Source organism: Paenibacillus sp. J2L1-98 (assembly GCF_056269405.1).
In genome coordinates, this window is record NZ_JBWDNW010000003.1 from 69,674 (window position 1) to 86,875 (window position 17,202).

A 17,202-nucleotide genomic window follows, 5' to 3' on the forward strand; every position below is an offset into this window, starting at 1 on the left:
TATGAATTACAGCTAGTCAATTGCTGCAGCAGTTATTATACCGCATAGGAATTTTGGGAATAATTTGAAATGGACTCCATAGTTATAGAGGTGTATCCTCTAGAATATATATTGGATAACGCCTGAGTTTTCCGGTGAATACTAATGCTGCATTTTTTAACCGGTCTATGGACAGCTGTTCGATTATGATACTATTCAAGAATGCAGCAAGAAACAAATAGACTTGTGAAGAAGAGCTGCGGATCCCGGGGCTGTTCGCTTCGCAACCCGTATAGGAGGTACGCATGCAAAGAGTAGCTTCCAAGCTGTTAGTGGTGGTAGTCGTCATCGCAGCCGCGTTCTATCTTGACTTAAAACTGGACCTATTTCCTGCCGCAGCCGAGTCGGAGGAGGCCGTCGCCATGGATGAGACGAATAAGCTTGAGCGGCTGGAACTAGAAATCGCTAAACAGTTTCAAGCCCGGTCTGAGCGTTTTTCGGTTACGTACACGGGGGACAAGCAGGAGCTTTCGGATAAGCTCAAGGATATTATTCACGCTGCCCTTAGGCATGATGACTATTCGGCTTACATCCTTGAATCCTACATCTATACGATACGAAGCTGGGGAAATAAATCGACGATCGCCCTGGAAGCCAGATACCGCGAGACGCTTGCGCAAACAGCCGTCGTAGACCGGGAAGCAGCGAAGGCGCTCCAAACGATCATTGAACCGGGGATGAACGATCACGAGAAAGTAAAAGCGATTCACGATTGGATCGTTAACCGTATCGAATATGACCAGTCATTGTCGCACTACACCGCATATGAAGCGGTAACTTTAGGCGAGGCAGTCTGCCAGGGCTATGCGCTGCTTGGCTACAAAATGCTGAAGGAAGCGGGCATTACGGTATTAATTGCCGAGGGCACCGTGAACACAGGCGAGCATGCTTGGAATATGGTGCAGCTGGACGGCATATGGTATCATCTTGATCTAACTTGGGATGATCCGGTAGGGATAACGGCTGCAGGCAAGGACCCGTCAGCGAAAACTGCCAAATCGGGCGAGAATACGATTAGATACAATTATTACTTGAAGACGGATGAAGAGCTGCGTGCAGATCATCAATGGACAAAAACATATCCTGCTGCAACCGTATCCTATGCCGATACGATCCGGGAGCTGGAGCAGCAGGGCCGGACGACAGAGCGCAGTCGTTTCAGCAAGTTGAAGATGGCGCTGGGCCTGCACTGGCTGGAGCCGGAGTATACGGTGTCGAGCGCGGAGCAGCTTAATCAAATGATTCAATCGGCGCTTGATTCCCGCACGGCAAGCTTAGCTTTCAGATATGAGCAAGGCGATCAATTTCCCGCTGCCTTGAAGGCTGCCTTTCAGAGTGTGAATTTAGCAGTCGGATACCGGGCAAGCTACGAGCCGTATGCCGGCGATGATTCGCTGCTTGTTCGTATACAGCTTGAATATGGGCGGTAGGCGGCAATTCGAATAAAGCAAAACGATCATACCCAAAAGGGGCTGTCTCACAAGGTCTAAAAACCTGAGAGACAGCCATTTTTTGTTTTTAAGATTTGTGCCAACGGATTAATTCGGGCGGTGCGGTGTTTTTGTTCGGTGAATGATTATTTAGAGAAAGGGGCCGACTGTTTCCTGGTCGATGAGCGGAATTGTAATCTCTATTTTTGTTCCAAAGCGCGCTTTGGATTTGATAATGAACTGAGAAGCGGCGCCGAATTGTATTTTGATTCTTTTGTACGTGTTGTAAAGGCCGATATGGGGTGAATCTTCATCGACATTGACCGGCGAGTACTGTAATCGATCCCTGATTTGCTTCAAACGGTCGGGTGCAATCCCTATTCCATTGTCTATTACCGCTACCAGCAGATGGTTTCCTTTTGCTCGGATTTTAATTTTGATCAACCCTTGCTCGTTTTTGTTTTTAATGCCATGATACAGCGCATTCTCAACCAACGGCTGCAAAATGAGCTTGTTCACCCGATAATCCAGAAGGTTCTCCTCTAAATCCCAAATCACTTTGAACTTGTCCGAATATCTGTATTTGAGTATTTCGATATAGCTGCGGGTATATTGCAGCTCTTCTTCGAGGCGGATAAGCTGCATGGGCACATCGAGCGCATATTTAAGTATGTCGGATAAATGCTCCAGCATGACGTTAGCCTCATTGGGTTTCCCGGTGAGGCCAATTACTTTCCAATAAATCGTTTGGAGCGTATTGAACAGAAAATGAGGATTGATTTGAGCTTGCAGCGCTTTAAGCTCTAGCACCTCATGCCGGTATTTGCGTTCCGAAAGCTGGACGGTCAAATAGTTATGCTCCACGAACGTCCGCAATACGTTTTGAATGATGTAATTGTAGACATTATGAGGCTTTTCCTCGACCGCCGACAGCTCGGTGCCATATTTGGCTGAGTGGATGATGTTCAGAATGGATTTGACATTTCGGTAATTATTTCTAGTGAGTAAATAGGTGAGCAGCGTACCCGCAATAAAACAGGCGATAAGCAGAAAAAACGTCAATTTCTTCAAGAAATTGGGTACTCTGTATAAGCTTTTCTGTGAAGTGACCGTAACGAAGCTCCAACCGTATTTATCTGATTTTAGTTTCGAAACGAGACTTGGCCCGTTAGTAGATTGAATCGTAAATACGGATTCCTTGTTTAAAGCGATGTCTTCAAACTCACGGCTTGTGAAATCAGCCAACTGGGCTTGGCTGGTCATTAATTGATGATTTTGATCCATAATGAAAATTTGCTGCTCGGGAAGCACCTTCAGATGCTCGAGCTGCTTTTCAATATAATCAGTGGAAATGTTAAGGATGAGCACGCCGGAATTTTGCGCTTGGGTTAGTTTGCGGTATAGCGTTATAACTTTCTTTGATGGCTCGAATGAATACGCCTTAACGGTGCGGGACTCGGCCCACATCATTTCGTGCTCATGCATCGTAATGCTCCGGTGCCAGGAAACATCATGGGATGTGCGCAAGTAGTCAATCCCGTTGTTGCTGTTGTAATAACGGCCATAGTCATTTGGGATATACATATAAATGGAATCAATATAGGGTCTGGCATTTGCCGGAGCATCGATGAAGTCGCGAACCGTATCGAACAGCGTGATATCGCCCGACTGCAGCACCGGCGCTCTCAAGACGCGATTCATATTCTGATTGATCGTCGGATTCGTAATAAAATACAAGGAGATCGCATCCAGCTCGTTAAAAATCAACTCGACATTATCTTTGGCCTGCCGAAGCAAGCTTTCGTTATTGGCTATAATAGCATCTTTGATATAGTTCTCGATAATAAGATTGGACAATACGCCGAGTACCAGGATCGGGATAAACATCGGCAGAATGACGCCTACAAAATTTTTGATAAAAAAAGTATGAATGGTTTTCATAGGCTACTCGTTTCTAACCTCACGCGGCGACTTTCCGTAGTATTTGCCGAACGCCCGGGTGAAGTTTTTGGAATTGGCATAGCCGACGAGCTCGCTCACTTGATAAATTTTGTACTGAAAGTCTTCAAGCAGTTCTTTTGCTTTGCCCATTCGCTTATCGAGCAGCAGATCAGAGAAATTTTGCCCCGTCTTATCTTTAAAAAATTTACTGAGATATTGGGGCGTCATATAGACATGCTCGGCAGCCCCCTCTAGACTGGCTTTAGAAAGATGCTTGTCTACGTATTGGCGGACCGCCGCTATTACTTTGTGCTCTGTTAATGCGGATTCGACAGCTTCCGTCGCGGCCGCTTGATTTAACTCTTCCTTCAGCTTTATAAACGTTTCAACCAGCTCGTCGTATTTTGTAGGTTTAATGATGTAGTTTTTCACACCGTATATAATTGCCTTTTGCGCATACTCGAATTCCCTGTGAGCGCTCAAAAATACAATTTTAACAGGTAAGCGCTTACGGTGAATTTCATGGGCAAGCTCCAAACCGTCCATTACAGGCATTTTAATATCGCTAAGCACGACATCCACCCGTTCTATTTCAATAATGGTAAGCGCGTCTGCCCCGTTTTCCGCTTCGCCTACAATTTCAAATCCGATCTCTTGCCAAGGGAAATAGTTCCGTAATCCGGTTCGGGTCTCTCTTTCATCGTCGACGATCAGAAGCTTGTACATAAAGGCCCCCCAGTTGTTTAACTTTTATGTTGATTATAGTATACCAGTATCGTGAAGCTAAAAATCAGTTCAACTCGTGAAATGTTAAGTTAAGCTAATATATAACAAGTAATGATACCTTTTGCGGGAATAGGGTTAGAAAATACATAACTAGAGGTACGGAATAACAAATCGAATGCCTGTTTTTTTAGAAATGTAAGCGCTATTATTTAGTCAGCGGCAACGGTTTAACCCAAAAAAAGATAAGGGGGTCAAGAACAATGGGGATAAAGTTTGGGTGTCACGGCTATACATGGCAGCTGTCTTACGAAACGCAGTCTGATCATTTGCCTCATATATTGGACGTCATTGCAGACGGCGGTTTTAAGGGGCTGGATACGCAGGTAGCGATGCTGGGCAGATTTTATAATCATCCGGCGCTTCTCAAGGAGGAATTGCAAAAACGAAATCTGGAGCTCGCGGCTCTGACGCTTTCCTTGCACTGGCTTCATAAGGGGGAAACAGACGAGGAACAAAGCACAGCCGACCATTTTATTTCGTATCTGAAGCAGTTTCCAAATGCATTACTTAATGTAGTCCAAATGCCGGGTACTAATCGTGATGAATTGCAAACGAGGCAGCGTAACGTTCTGGAATGCGTCAATGCAATTGCACGAAGAGCAGCAGATCATGGCGTAGTCACAGCGTTTCATCCCAACTCTCCGCCAGGCTCGGTTTTCAGAAACGAAGAGGATTATAAGATTATGTTTGACGGGTTAGATACGAATGTGATCGGGTATACCCCTGACGCAGGACATATCGCCAGCGGCGGCATGGATGTGGCACGAATTTTTGAAACATATAGACCGCTTATCAAGCATGTACACTTTAAAGATGCATCTGCCGACTATGTGTGGAAGGCGATGGGCGAAGGGGTGATCGATTTCCCCCGTATTGTCAGACATCTGCGAAATACCGATTATAAGGGATGGATTATGGTAGAAGAAGAGTCCGAGAAAGCGGTAGTCGACCCCGATGGCGCCATGATGGAAAACGCCCGCTACGTTAAAGAACAATTAATGCCAATAGCGTAACAAACATGTTGGAAATAGATGATTATTGATGAAAGGAGTTTGTTCATGAAACCTAAAGTGGTGTTAACAGGACAAACCTGGCCGATCCCCTATGCGAAGCTCCAAGAACATTGCGATGTGAGGCAGTGGGAAGGCCCCGGCCCGATCCCAAGGGAACTGCTGCTGGAATGGCTCGAAGATGCGGAAGGCTTGCTCAGTGTCGGTCACAGCATTAAGGTGGACGAGGAGCTGCTTAGCGCTGCTCCGAAGCTTCGGGTTATTGCGCAATCAGGGGTGGGCTACGACAATATTGATGTAGCTGCATGCACAAAGACAGGGATTCCGTTCGGCAATACGCCGGGCGTGCTGGTTGAGGCGACAGCAGATCTTACTTTTGGCATTTTATTATCGGCAATGCGCCGCATTCACGAAGGTTGGGACCTTGTAAGAGCAGGCCAATGGCGTGAAGTGATGGGCACCGATCTTTATGGTAAAACATTAGGCATTTATGGTATGGGCGATATTGGAACCGCGGTGGCAAAGAGAGCGAAGGCGAGCGGCATGCAAATCATCTACCATAATCGTACGCGAAAGCAGGATGACGGTCAGCTCGGAGCAAAATACGTTTCCTTTGAAGGGCTGCTGGAAGAGGCGGACTGCATTGTCGTACTCGTACCGTTATCCGATCATAGCAGAGGAATGTTCGGAAAGGAGCAGTTCGACCGGATGAAAAAGACGGCTTATTTTGTAAACGCTTCACGAGGGCCGGTAGTACAGACAGAGGCGCTGTACGACGCTTTGAAACAGAACCAAATCGCGTATGCGGCTTTAGATGTCACCGATCCGGAGCCTTTGCCGGGCGACCATCCGCTGCTTGCATTGCCCAATATATTAGTAACGCCGCATATCGGCAGTGCCACGTATGAGACCCGCAATAGTATGGCAATGTTGGCAGTGGACAACTTATTAGCAGGACTCGCTAAGAAGCCTCTGCCGGCTTGTGTAAACTACTCTGTTAATTACATCTAAAAAAAATAGGGGGATGAATAACATGTTGAAAAAATTTAGCAGGCTCACGACATTAAGCTTGATCACACTGCTTACCCTTCTACTTACGCTGTCGGCTTGTTCCGGCTCGAATTCGAATACCGGCAAAAACGGCTCGGAGGGTAAGGAAACTGCGGGCCAGAAAGAAAAGGTAACGCTGCGCTTCTCCTGGTGGGGCGGAGAGTCCAGACATAAAGCAACGTTAGCCGCGATTGATTTGTACATGAAGCAAAACCCGAATGTGACCATTGAAGCGGAATACGGGACGTTCGACGGGTACTATCAAAAGCTTCAGACACAGCTCTCCGGCGGAACGGCTCCCGATCTAATCCAGCTGGACTATTTATGGATAAACGATCTGGTCAGACAAGCCGACTTGTTTGTCGATATGTACACGCTGAAAGATACGATCGATCTAACCGAATTCGATGAACAGTTTTTACGCGATTGGGCGATCATTAACGATCAGCTTCAAGGCGTACCAACGGGAATGAACGCGCTGACGACGATTGTGAACAAAAGCTTCATGGAGCGCGAAGGCATTCCGATGCACGATAACTGGACCTGGGAACAAATGATTGCGGAAGGACAGAAGCTGCATCAAAAAAATCCGAAGATGTTTTTGATCAACGCGGATTTGCCGACGCTTTCTGAAAAAATAGTTCCTTCGTATCACAGCCAGCTTACAGGAAAGTATTTAGTTAATGCAGACAATACGCTGGGCTTTGATCAACAGTCGATGACCGAGACCTTCACCTTCCTTAAATCGTTATTCGACACTGGCGTACTGCAGCCGCTCGGCGAGAGCGCGTTGTTTAACTCTAAAACCGAGCAAAATCCGAAGTGGATTAACGGCGAGACGGCCATGACAATTGCGAATGTCGCGGATATCCCTAAGCTTCGCGGAACAGCAGCAGGCTTTGATATTACGACAACACGGTTTCCGGTCAAGGAAAATGCCAAATCTTCCGGCATAAATACCAGACCTTCGCAGCTGATCGGCATTAACAAAAATTCCAAGCATGTTGATGAGGCTTCTAAATTTTTAAATTGGTTATTTGCGGATAAAGATGCGATTCTGACGCTTGGCGTGGAGCGGTCGATTCCGGTCAAACCGTCTTCGCAGAAGCTGCTGCTCGAAAACGACAAGCTTGATCAGGTCGTTGCAACCTCCTTAGAGACGGCTATAGCCAATCAAGCGGCCGCTCCAAGCTTTATAAATAACAATCTGGAATTGATGAAAATTTCCAATGAAGTGATCGAGAGAGTGGCCTTTGGAAAGCTGACTCCTGAAGCTGCCGCAGCGGAAATGATCGAACGTTATGAGGCTAAACTGAAAGAAATCGTGGCATCTACAAAATAAAAGAATGGTCTAAGGTGGAAAAACTATGAACAAACTAGGGAGCGTTTTTAGAAACTCAGATAACAGGCAATGGATAGGCTTGCTGTATGTGTCCCCTTTCATCATCGGACTATTGATCTTTAAGATGTATCCGTTTCTCGCTTCGTTTTATTATTCCTTTACCGACTTCAGTTTATTGAGGGCTGAAAAATTTATCGGGCTGAGCAATTATGTGTATATGTTTACGCAGGATCCATTGTTTTTCCCGGCGCTCAAGGCAACCTTTCTTTATGTGCTGTTCGCCGTACCCGGCAAGCTGGCATTTGCGCTGCTGATAGCCGTTATTTTGAATGTGAAAATGAAATTCATTTCGGTTTTCCGTACGCTATACTACCTTCCGTCCATTCTGGGCGGAAGCGTAGCGATCGCCATACTGTGGCGTTCGATGTTCACGAAGGACGGAGTGGTCAATCATTTTATTACCGGCTTAGGGCTGCCGGCAATCGACTGGTTCGGAATTCCTTCATTAGCTTTGATGTCCATCAGCCTGCTTGCCATCTGGCAGTTCGGTTCATCGATGGTGCTGTTCCTGGCCGGTTTAAAGCAAATACCGAAAGATTTGTACGAAGCGGGAACGATTGACGGGGCATCGAAGCTTCGCATGTTTTTCAGCATTACTTTTCCGATGCTTACGCCGATCATATTTTTCAATCTTATTATGCAGACCGTCAATGCGTTTCAGGAATTCACCGCAGCCTTTCTGATTACGAACGGGGGGCCGCTTAACAGCACTTATTTGTTCGGCTTAAAGCTGTATCAAGATGCGTTCCAATTTTCCAAAATGGGTTATGCGTCAGCGCTCTCCTGGATCTTGTTCCTATCTATTATGCTGTTTACGATCATAGCGTTTAAATCCCAGAAATATTGGACTCATTACGAGGATGGAGGAAAATTCTAATGACATCTCTGATTCGTATGGGCAGGTTCAGCTTTCTAACGATCTTCGGCATTATATTAATTTATCCGATCATTTGGTTGATTAGTGCGTCGTTTAAACCGCTGCCCGAAATATTCTCGAGCGTAAATTTAATACCTTCCCGCTTCGTAATCACTTCTTATATTAACGGGTGGAAGGGCACAGGGCAGTTTGGGTTCAGCACCTTTTTTACCAATTCGTTCCTGATGGTTGTTCCGACCGTGATCGCAACTGTCTTATCCAGTGTTATCGTGGCCTACGGCTTCGCCCGTTTCCGGTTTCCGACGAAAAACCTGTTTTTTTCCTTGATGATTGCAACGCTTATGCTTCCGAATGCCGTTATCATTATTCCGAGCTATCTGTTATTTCGCAACTTAGGCTGGTTAGATACCTATTGGACGTTTATCATTCCATCCGTGTTTGCGACTTATCCGTTTTTTATCTTTATGATGATTCAGTTTTTCCGCGGCCTGCCGCGCGATTTGGATGAATCGGCGGTCGTGGACGGCTGCAATTCGTTTAAAATTCTAACCCATATATTGCTGCCGCTCAGCAAACCGGCGCTCGTCTCCGCTGCGGTATTCCAGTTTATCTGGACATGGAATGATTTCTTCAACTCATTAATTTATATTAACAGCGTCAAAAAATACCCGATTTCCTTGGGTCTCCGGATGTCGCTCGATACGTCGTCCATTTCAAACTGGGACCAGGTGATGGCCATGTCGGTTCTGTCCATTGTCCCGTGCTTGATCATTTTCTTCCTAGCACAGCGTTATTTTGTCGAAGGCATTGCGACAACAGGAATTAAAGGTTAACAGACGATTATTTAAGGGGAGAAGAAGCATGAAACCGTCTATTTTTATAGCAGCATCGGTGTACGGTGCCGAGTTAGTACAGCAGCATGGGCAAGCTTATTTCGCTGAGATAGCGGCACGCTCCGGGGCAACCGGATTCGAAGTCCGCCGGGAGTTATTTCTTGAAGAGGAGCCGCCTCTTGATGAGCTTAGAGAAGTATTGGAGGATAACGGTTTGCGCTGTGCGATATCCGCTTCCGTAGAAATATGGTCGCCAGAAGGCGATTTAAACGAGGAGCAGCTCTACCAAACATTAGTCGAAGGAAAGCAGCTGGATGCAGCATTTGTGAAAACGACCCTTGGAACATACGTGCCGGGAAGATCGGATTTAAACGCCCTTAGGGGCTGTCTGGAGAAGGCCGGCTATTTGGGCCTTCCCATTCAATTAACGGTTGAGAACGATCAAAGCAACCACGGAGGCAATCCGCAAATATTACGCGGCTTCTTCGATGACTGCGAAGAAGAGCGAATTCCGGTCAGCATGACGTTTGATGTGGGCAATTGGCTTTGGACCGGAGAGGATATTTGCAACGCTGCCGAAATACTTGCCGAATACGTCGTCTATGTGCATTTTAAATGGTCAGAGAATCGGAATGGCCTAAAAGCTGCCGCACCGTTATCTGCTGATGAACATGCAGAGTGGCGGGACGTCCTTCCTTACTTTTCCAAACGCATCCCCCGGGTTATCGAGTTCCCTATTATAGGCGAGGATTTAGAGCAATTGACGACTAAGTATATACAGCTGCTGGAGCTAGCATAACGGGAAAGCGAGGGAGCATTCATGCAAAACTACGAACTTAAGAGCGAGAAAATTCGAAGGATGTTCCGGGAATTAAAACAAAACTACCCGGAGCGCCTCGTGAATAAATTGAACCTGTCTTGGAGCAACTGGGGATTCGGCGTTGAAGCCTTGGATGACACCGCCAAACGGTTAAATCAATATGGCGTGAAGTACATTGAGCTGCATGGGAATCATTATGGTCCGGATTTAGGATACCGGCCGAATGAAGTAAAGCAGGTGCTGCAGGACTGGGGCATTGAAGTGTCAGGTGTTTGCGGTATGTTTTCGAAGGAAAACGATCTTTCCAGCAACATTGCCCGTCACCGCCAAGCAGCGATCGATTACATCCGCCGGGAAACCGAGTTTACAGCCGCTGTAAAAGGCCATTATTTATTAGTCGTACCGGGAGCTGTGGGCAGGGCTCAGAAATATGACGACATGGAATGGGAGAGAAGCATCGAAACGCTGCAAACGGTGGCAGACGAATTTTACAATTGGAACATTAAAGCGGCAATCGAGCCGATCCGGTCGGCCGAAACCTCCCTTGTTCACACCGTTACCGCAGCAAAGGCCTATATTAAAGACGTCAACCATCCCGGCATCGGGCATATCAACGGGGACATTTATCATATGCAGGTAGAAGAAACCCATATCGGCGAAGCGATTATGCAGGCAGGGGACCAATTGATCAATCTGCATTTGGCAGACAGCAACCGCGGTGCATTAGGGGAAGGGCATATGGATTTGGATACGATTATCATGGCGCTTTATTTAATCGGATTTAATCAAGAAGGACGCTTTGTTACACCTGAACCTCTAGGTCCGGGAGGAGATCCTTATCCAGCCATGTACGGCAGACCGGACAAAGAGCTGCTCGATGCTTTGGTGCGAAAAACGGTGTCCTACTTTAGAGAGAGAGAAGCAAGATTGATAGAAAGTTAATAGTATCGATCCGCAGGGCAGACGAATTAAATCGCCGCTCGCTTCCGTTGACGGAAGCGGAGCGGTTTTTTTCAGTCCGGACAAATCGTCTAGATTCATATGCGTAAGGAATGGAGCGTAAGAATAACATAGGTAACGGATGCAACAAAATGGAGGCTTTCGCACAGGCCGATATTGCTATACAGGGAGCGTAATTCAAGCGGACGGCAAGTATCATTTGTATTACACGGGACAAAACCCTCATCCGCCGTTTGTTGAGAATGGCGAAGCGCTGCAGGCCGTCATGCACGCAGTTAGTGAAGATTTGCAAAAATGGACTATAATCCCTAAGGATACGTTTTATGCCGATGGCTACATGTATGAACGCAACGATTGGCGTGATCCTTTTGTATTTTGGAACGAGGAAGCTAGTGAATATTGGATGCTCCTTGCCGCGAGATTGAAAACTGGTCCTTCGCGGAGAAGAGGCTGTATCGCATTGTGTGCTTCCAAAGATTTATCGCGTTGGGAAATCCGTGATCCTTTCTGGGCACCGGGTTTATATATCACACACGAATGTCCGGATTTATTCAAAATTGGTGACTGGTGGTATTTGGTTTATTCCGAATTTTCGGAGAGATCCGTTACGCGCTATCGAATGAGCAAAACGTTACAAGGACCCTGGATCGCACCAAAGAATGACGCTTTTGACGGACGAGCCTTTTATGCCGCCAAAACCTGGTCGGATGGCTGGCTTCGCTATGCGTTTGGTTGGAATCCAAGCAAGGTGCTTGAGAATGATTACAATGAATGGCAATGGGCGGGCAATCTTGTAGTGCACGAAATCATTCAGGAGGCAGACGTAACATTAAGTGTGAAGGTTCCGGGATCACGCTTAGAGCCAGCGACGATTTTGAAAACGCTTATTATATTCGACTCGAGCCCGATTACAATCGTCTCGTCTTCGATATGTGGCCGCGACGGGTAAAGGGAGAGATGCAGTGGCAAGTGGCCGGTGATCGTCCTTATTATGATAGAACTGGAAAGACCCATGGAGTTTAGACCACAAACGGCGTATGAAATGAAAGTATTTGTGGATGATACCCTGTGTGTGGTGTGTGTGGACGATAAGATTGCCATGAGCGCAAGACTTTATAATTTAAAAATGGGCAGGTGGGGCGTTTTTGTTAATGAAGGCGAAGTTTCATTTGATAATGTCCAGATCATGGGTATCGATTTATAATAAAATGCAATGATCGTGATTCCTTTTTTTATCATTTGACTTTTTTCGCCCGCTTAATGCTGAGACTGTGTCCAATATTTGGAGCAGTCTTTTTTATGTTCGAGTAGAAAGCTAAAAATATTGAACATATGACAAAGAATTTGGAATTTAAAGCGTTTTCTTTCTCTTTTATAATCAAGTTATGATAAAAGAAAGGGGTCGCATACATTGTCGAACTTATTTTATAAGCCGGATGGGGCTTGGGTGGGAGACCTCATCCCCTTTTACAAAGACGGTACATTCCGTTTGTTCTATCTTCATGATTGGAGGGAGAACAAGAAAATTCACGGAGAAGGAACCTCTTGGTTCGAGCTCCGCACAAGCGATTTCGTGCACTACGAAGAAAAAGGCGAAATGCTGAAGCAGGGAAGCGCGAACGAGCAAGACATGAACTGTTATACCGGCTCCATCATTGAAGCTGAAGGCGTATACCATATATTCTACACCGGCCTCAATCCGCACCCGGAATTCGTGGAGGACGGCGAGCCGCTCCAATGCGTCATGCATGCAGTGAGCACGGATATGGAATCGTGGCGGAAAATTCCCGAAGATACCTTCTATTCAGACGGGATTCAATACGAAAGACATGACTGGCGCGATCCCTTCGTGTTCTGGAACGAAGAGGCGGGAGAGTACTGGATGCTTCTTGCCGCAAGGAACAAAGAAGGTCCGTCCCGGCGCCGGGGCAGCATCGGATTATGCGCTTCCAAGGATCTTAAGAAATGGGAAATCCGCAAACCTTTCTGGGATCCGAAAATGTACGTGACGCACGAATGCCCGGACTTGTTCCGGATCGGGGAATGGTGGTATCTGGTTTACTCCACGTTCTCGGACCGGTTCGTCACCCATTACCGCATGAGCAAATCTTTGAGCGGACCTTGGACGGCGCCGAGAAACGACGCTTTTGACGCCAGAGCGTTCTATGCCGCAAAAACATGGAGTGACGGAAACAAGCGGTACGCTTTCGGCTGGGATCCCAGTAAGGAAAACGAGGACGATTACGGAGATTGGCAATGGGCCGGAAATTTGGTCGTACACGAAGTCGTTCAAGAGCCGGATGGAACGTTAACGGTTCGCATACCGGAGACCGTTTCCCATCATTTTGCAAAAAAGCAGGCTGCCGAGTGGGGTTCGCGGTTCGGGGATTGGGAGGAGTCAGAGGGACGCATAACTACGGCGGCTGACGAAACATTCTCTTGCATAGCAGCCGGCTCCATGCCTGAAACTTGCAAGATTTCGGCCCGGCTGTCCTTCACCGAAGGGACCAGAAGCTGCGGCATCATGCTTCGCGCAAGCGAGGATCAGGGCGAAGCCTATTACATTCGCCTTGAACCGATTCATAACCGCCTCGTATTCGACATGTGGCCCCGCCGGGTGAAGGGTGAGGCGCAGTGGCACATCGACGGAGACCTTCCCCATGCGGTAGAGTTGGAAGTACCGGTCGAATTACAAGCCGGTAAGGTCTATGATATCAAGATCGTTGTGGAGAATTCCGTTTGCGTCGTATACTTGGCCGACCAAGTCGCTATGACTACACGCTTGTATAATTTGAAAACCGGCAACTGGGGTTGCTTTGTTCAGGAAGGCCGAGTGCAATTCGAACAGGCATCCATTTCGGTTCCCAACTAACAGGAGGTCTTATAAATGAAAAGTTACGTCAAATGGTTGGCTCTCGCGTTAACGCTTGTTGCCCTGATGGCATTGGCGAGCGCATGCGGAGGCGGTAACAACAAAAATAACGACGCTGCAGAAGCCGGATCGGCAGCTCCGGCAGAAGAGGGACAGAAGGTGGACAAGAAAACGTACAAATGGTTCGTCGCCCGCGGCGTAGACAGCCCTCCGGCCGTTACCGTAAAGGAGATTGCCGACGAGTTTTCCAAAACGCATCCGGAATTCGAACTGGTTCTGGAAGGCACTGGCGATCGCCCGTCATATTTGCAGAAGCTGCGGACATTGATCGCGAGCAACGAGATGCCCGCTATGTTTGATACCGATCCCGATGCCTACGCTTCCAAGCTGGTGCAGGATGGCAAGCTGGTGGACATGAAAAAAGTGCTGCAAGACCTTGGGAAATACGAGGAATTCCGTCCGATTGCTTTGCAATATCAACAGTTCGCAGACGGTACCATGTATGCTATCCCGCTCGAATACGGGATCGAGGTTTTCTGGTACAACATCAAGATGTTTAAGGATCTCGGCCTTGAACCGCCGAAGACGTTCGATGAGTTCATTAAAGTTTCCGAGACACTGAAGCAGAACGGGATTACGCCGATTGCCGTCGACGGCAAGGACAAATGGCCGGTACTCCGGTACCTGGCTTACAAACCTTTCCGCATGACCGGAAATGATTTTATCGAGAACGTAAAGCAAGGCAAGGCATCCTTCAAGGAACCGGCTGGCATGGCAGGTATCCAATTCGTTCACGAACTGGGCACCAAAGGGTACTTCCAACAAGGGTTCTCTGCAACGGATTACACCGCGGCGCGCGACTTGTTCCTGGCCGGCAAAACCGGCATCTATTACATGGGTTCGTGGGAAACTATGAATTTCGTAAATGATAAAGTAAGCGCGGAAATGAAGGACAACATCGGATTTTTCCGGCTTCCCATGACGGAAGGCGCCAAGACGGCTGAAAACGATTATTTCATCAACTCGGGAATCGGCGTTGCGTTCAACCAAAAGACCTTTGATGATACGATGAAGGAATTCGTGAAATTCCTCCTGGAAAAATATCCGCAAGCTTATACGAAAAAAGGCCAATTCTCGCCTTTCAATTATTCGCTTGATCAAGCGCAAGGGATGCCGGAACTTTTCTATAAAATCCAAGACGAAATCGCGAAATCCGGAAGCGTCTTCGCGGTGCCGTGGGATACGCGCCTCGACCCGGCCACGAATGAGCTGCTCGGCAACGAGTTGAATGCGTTGGCTCTAGGAGCCCACACTCCGGATGATTTTGCGGAATTAATGGATCGAGCTATTAAAGAAAATGCGCCGAAATATTTCAAATAACGACGCTGAACAGCCGGCCAACCGAAATTCGGTTGGCCAGCTATGTAAGTAAAACAATAGTAGAATGGGGTATGATCAAGGGTATGGATAAAATCCTACGCAATCACAAAGCCGTTCTCGTCTTCCTGTTGCCGGCATTGCTCGTGTATTTGTTCACCGTACTAGCGCCCATCCTTTGGTCGATGTATTTCAGCTTCTTTTCCTGGGACGGGGTTTCCGATATGGTCTACATCGGCTTTGACAATTATGCCAAGATGTTCGGCGGAGACAAGACGTTCTGGAAGGCATTCAGCAACAACCTGATCTATGTTTTCGTTATTGTAGCCATGCAAGTGTTTCTCGGTTTGTTGGTTGCCATCTTGCTGACCAGCATCACCAAAGGCAGAGAATTGTTTAAAACGTTGTATTTCGCTCCCGCTATTATCACTTCGGTAGCCATAGCACAGTTGTTCCAAAACGTATACTCGTTCGAGCCGGTCGGAATATTGAACTATGTTCTGCAGCAGATCGGTCTCGGAGACTGGAGCAAGCCTTGGCTTTCCGACTTGGACTGGGCTCTGACCGCCGTATCAGTACCCGAAGGTTGGCGTTTTATCGGTCTTTATATGATCATCTTGTATACTGCGCTCATTTCCATTCCTTCCGATATCGAGGAAGCTGCCAGAATTGACGGAGCTTCTTCCTGGGGCCTGTTTTGTTCGATCAAAATGCCGCTGATCAAGCCGGTACTGATGGTTTCTATTATTATGGCTACTACGGGGGCTTTAAAAGGGTTCGACATCCCGTATCTCATGACAAACGGGGGACCGGGCCGCGTGACGGAATTGTTACCGACTTATATGTACAAAACCGCTTTCTCCAGTCTGAACTTCGGCTATGGCAGCGCGATGGCCGTATTTATTGTCATTGAAAGCCTCATTGCAGTCGCTTTTATCAGACGGATGATGGACAGTAAGGAGACCTGATGATGAAATTTTCCGGCTATTCCAAGGCGATTCTTGTAATTATTTCCTTTGCTCTGCTTGTCATTCAAGTTTATCCGCTTGTATGGGTATTCATCTCCAGTTTTAAGGCGCCTACCGATTTTTCCGGCAATAACCCACTTAGCCTGCCCAGCCGATTCACATTCGAAAATTATATCAGCGTTTGGAACAAAGGGAATTTGGGCACTTATTTTTCCAATAGTCTCATCGTCGCCGTGACGACCATCTTGCTGGTGATCCTGTTCAGCGCCATGGCCGCTTTCGTTATTGAGAAGATGCGTTTTAAATGGAGCCAAAGCGTGTTGTTCTTATTCCTGTGCGGCATCATGATTCCGATTCAGGTCGTGCTCATACCGCTTTTCATTCTTTATAACGAAACGGGAATTATTAATACGCTCACTTCCCTCATTTTGCCCCAAGTAGGTTTTGCTCTGCCGATCTCGATCTATCTTTTCGTGAGCTTCTACAAATACATCTCGAACGAGATTATGGAGGCTGCCGTCATGGACGGCTGCGGTGTTTACCAGGTTTTCTGGCGGATGATTTTCCCTCTATCCCGCAATACGATCGTCACGGTTGTAATCATGAATCTGATTTTCATCTGGAATGAGTTTATCTTCGCAAATACGTTTATTCACGACATGAAATCACGAACCATTCCGGTTGGCTTAATGGATTATATCGGCCAGTACGGTTTGACGGATTGGGGAGCGACCTTTGCCGCAATCAGCATTACGACAATCCCGACCATGATTGTTTACTTCATTTTTAACAAGAGCGTTATTTCCGGCATGACCGCAGGAGCGACTAAAGGTTGAT

16 protein-coding genes are annotated in these 17,202 nt (G+C 47.1%); 14 read left to right on the plus strand and 2 right to left on the minus strand.

The window, feature by feature from the left end; translation table 11 throughout:
• Positions 1-284: 284 nt before the first annotated feature.
• Complete coding sequence (locus AC0YNZ_RS08625) at positions 285-1,469, plus strand: transglutaminase domain-containing protein (RefSeq protein ID WP_475826222.1); 1,185 nt, start codon at positions 285-287, stop codon at positions 1,467-1,469.
• Positions 1,470-1,619: 150 nt separating this feature from the next.
• Here AC0YNZ_RS08625 and AC0YNZ_RS08630 read toward each other — a convergent pair whose 3' ends face one another.
• On the minus strand, positions 1,620-3,410 hold the full coding sequence (locus AC0YNZ_RS08630) for a cache domain-containing sensor histidine kinase (RefSeq protein WP_475826223.1): 1,791 nt from the start codon (positions 3,408-3,410) through the stop codon (positions 1,620-1,622).
• 3 nt (positions 3,411-3,413) lie between these two features.
• Positions 3,414-4,136, minus strand: a complete 723-nt coding sequence (locus tag AC0YNZ_RS08635; RefSeq protein ID WP_475826224.1) for a response regulator transcription factor — start codon at positions 4,134-4,136, stop codon at positions 3,414-3,416.
• Between the two features lie 260 nt (positions 4,137-4,396).
• Between AC0YNZ_RS08635 and AC0YNZ_RS08640 the strand changes: the two genes are divergently transcribed.
• From AC0YNZ_RS08640 to AC0YNZ_RS08700, 13 genes are all read left to right on the plus strand, one after another.
• A complete protein-coding gene (locus AC0YNZ_RS08640) occupies positions 4,397-5,209 on the plus strand; it encodes a sugar phosphate isomerase/epimerase family protein (RefSeq protein ID WP_475826225.1) in 813 nt (270 codons plus the stop codon).
• Between the two features lie 45 nt (positions 5,210-5,254).
• The gene (locus tag AC0YNZ_RS08645; protein ID WP_475826226.1) at positions 5,255-6,217 is read left to right on the plus strand and encodes a 2-hydroxyacid dehydrogenase; all 963 of its coding nucleotides are present in this window, start codon (positions 5,255-5,257) and stop codon (positions 6,215-6,217) included.
• A 22-nt stretch (positions 6,218-6,239) separates the two neighbouring features.
• Complete coding sequence (locus tag AC0YNZ_RS08650; RefSeq protein ID WP_475826227.1) at positions 6,240-7,598, plus strand: ABC transporter substrate-binding protein; 1,359 nt, start codon at positions 6,240-6,242, stop codon at positions 7,596-7,598.
• A 25-nt stretch (positions 7,599-7,623) separates the two neighbouring features.
• Positions 7,624-8,535 carry a carbohydrate ABC transporter permease gene (locus AC0YNZ_RS08655; protein WP_475826228.1) on the plus strand — a complete coding sequence of 304 codons (912 nt, stop codon included), beginning with the start codon at positions 7,624-7,626 and terminating at the stop codon, positions 8,533-8,535.
• Positions 8,535-9,368: a carbohydrate ABC transporter permease gene (locus AC0YNZ_RS08660; RefSeq protein ID WP_475826229.1), complete on the plus strand. Its 834-nt coding sequence runs from the start codon at positions 8,535-8,537 to the stop codon at positions 9,366-9,368. Before AC0YNZ_RS08655 ends, AC0YNZ_RS08660 begins: the two co-directional genes overlap by 1 nt.
• Before the next feature lie 28 nt (positions 9,369-9,396).
• Positions 9,397-10,167 carry a sugar phosphate isomerase/epimerase family protein gene (locus AC0YNZ_RS08665; RefSeq protein ID WP_475826230.1) on the plus strand — a complete coding sequence of 257 codons (771 nt, stop codon included), beginning with the start codon at positions 9,397-9,399 and terminating at the stop codon, positions 10,165-10,167.
• A gap of 21 nt (positions 10,168-10,188) precedes the next feature.
• A complete protein-coding gene (locus AC0YNZ_RS08670) occupies positions 10,189-11,130 on the plus strand; it encodes a sugar phosphate isomerase/epimerase family protein (protein WP_475826231.1) in 942 nt (313 codons plus the stop codon).
• Positions 11,131-11,269: 139 nt separating this feature from the next.
• Positions 11,270-12,097: a hypothetical protein gene (locus AC0YNZ_RS08675; protein ID WP_475826232.1), complete on the plus strand. Its 828-nt coding sequence runs from the start codon at positions 11,270-11,272 to the stop codon at positions 12,095-12,097.
• 42 nt (positions 12,098-12,139) lie between these two features.
• A complete protein-coding gene (locus tag AC0YNZ_RS08680; protein ID WP_475826233.1) occupies positions 12,140-12,352 on the plus strand; it encodes a hypothetical protein in 213 nt (70 codons plus the stop codon).
• Between the two features lie 207 nt (positions 12,353-12,559).
• Entirely contained in the window at positions 12,560-14,020 is a 1,461-nt protein-coding gene (locus AC0YNZ_RS08685; protein WP_475826234.1) for a family 43 glycosylhydrolase, read from the plus strand.
• A gap of 15 nt (positions 14,021-14,035) precedes the next feature.
• Positions 14,036-15,400 carry an ABC transporter substrate-binding protein gene (locus AC0YNZ_RS08690; RefSeq protein WP_475826235.1) on the plus strand — a complete coding sequence of 455 codons (1,365 nt, stop codon included), beginning with the start codon at positions 14,036-14,038 and terminating at the stop codon, positions 15,398-15,400.
• Between the two features lie 83 nt (positions 15,401-15,483).
• On the plus strand, positions 15,484-16,365 hold the full coding sequence (locus AC0YNZ_RS08695) for a carbohydrate ABC transporter permease (RefSeq protein WP_475826236.1): 882 nt from the start codon (positions 15,484-15,486) through the stop codon (positions 16,363-16,365).
• On the plus strand, positions 16,365-17,201 hold the full coding sequence (locus tag AC0YNZ_RS08700; RefSeq protein ID WP_475826237.1) for a carbohydrate ABC transporter permease: 837 nt from the start codon (positions 16,365-16,367) through the stop codon (positions 17,199-17,201). Before AC0YNZ_RS08695 ends, AC0YNZ_RS08700 begins: the two co-directional genes overlap by 1 nt.
• Position 17,202 lies beyond the last annotated feature (1 nt).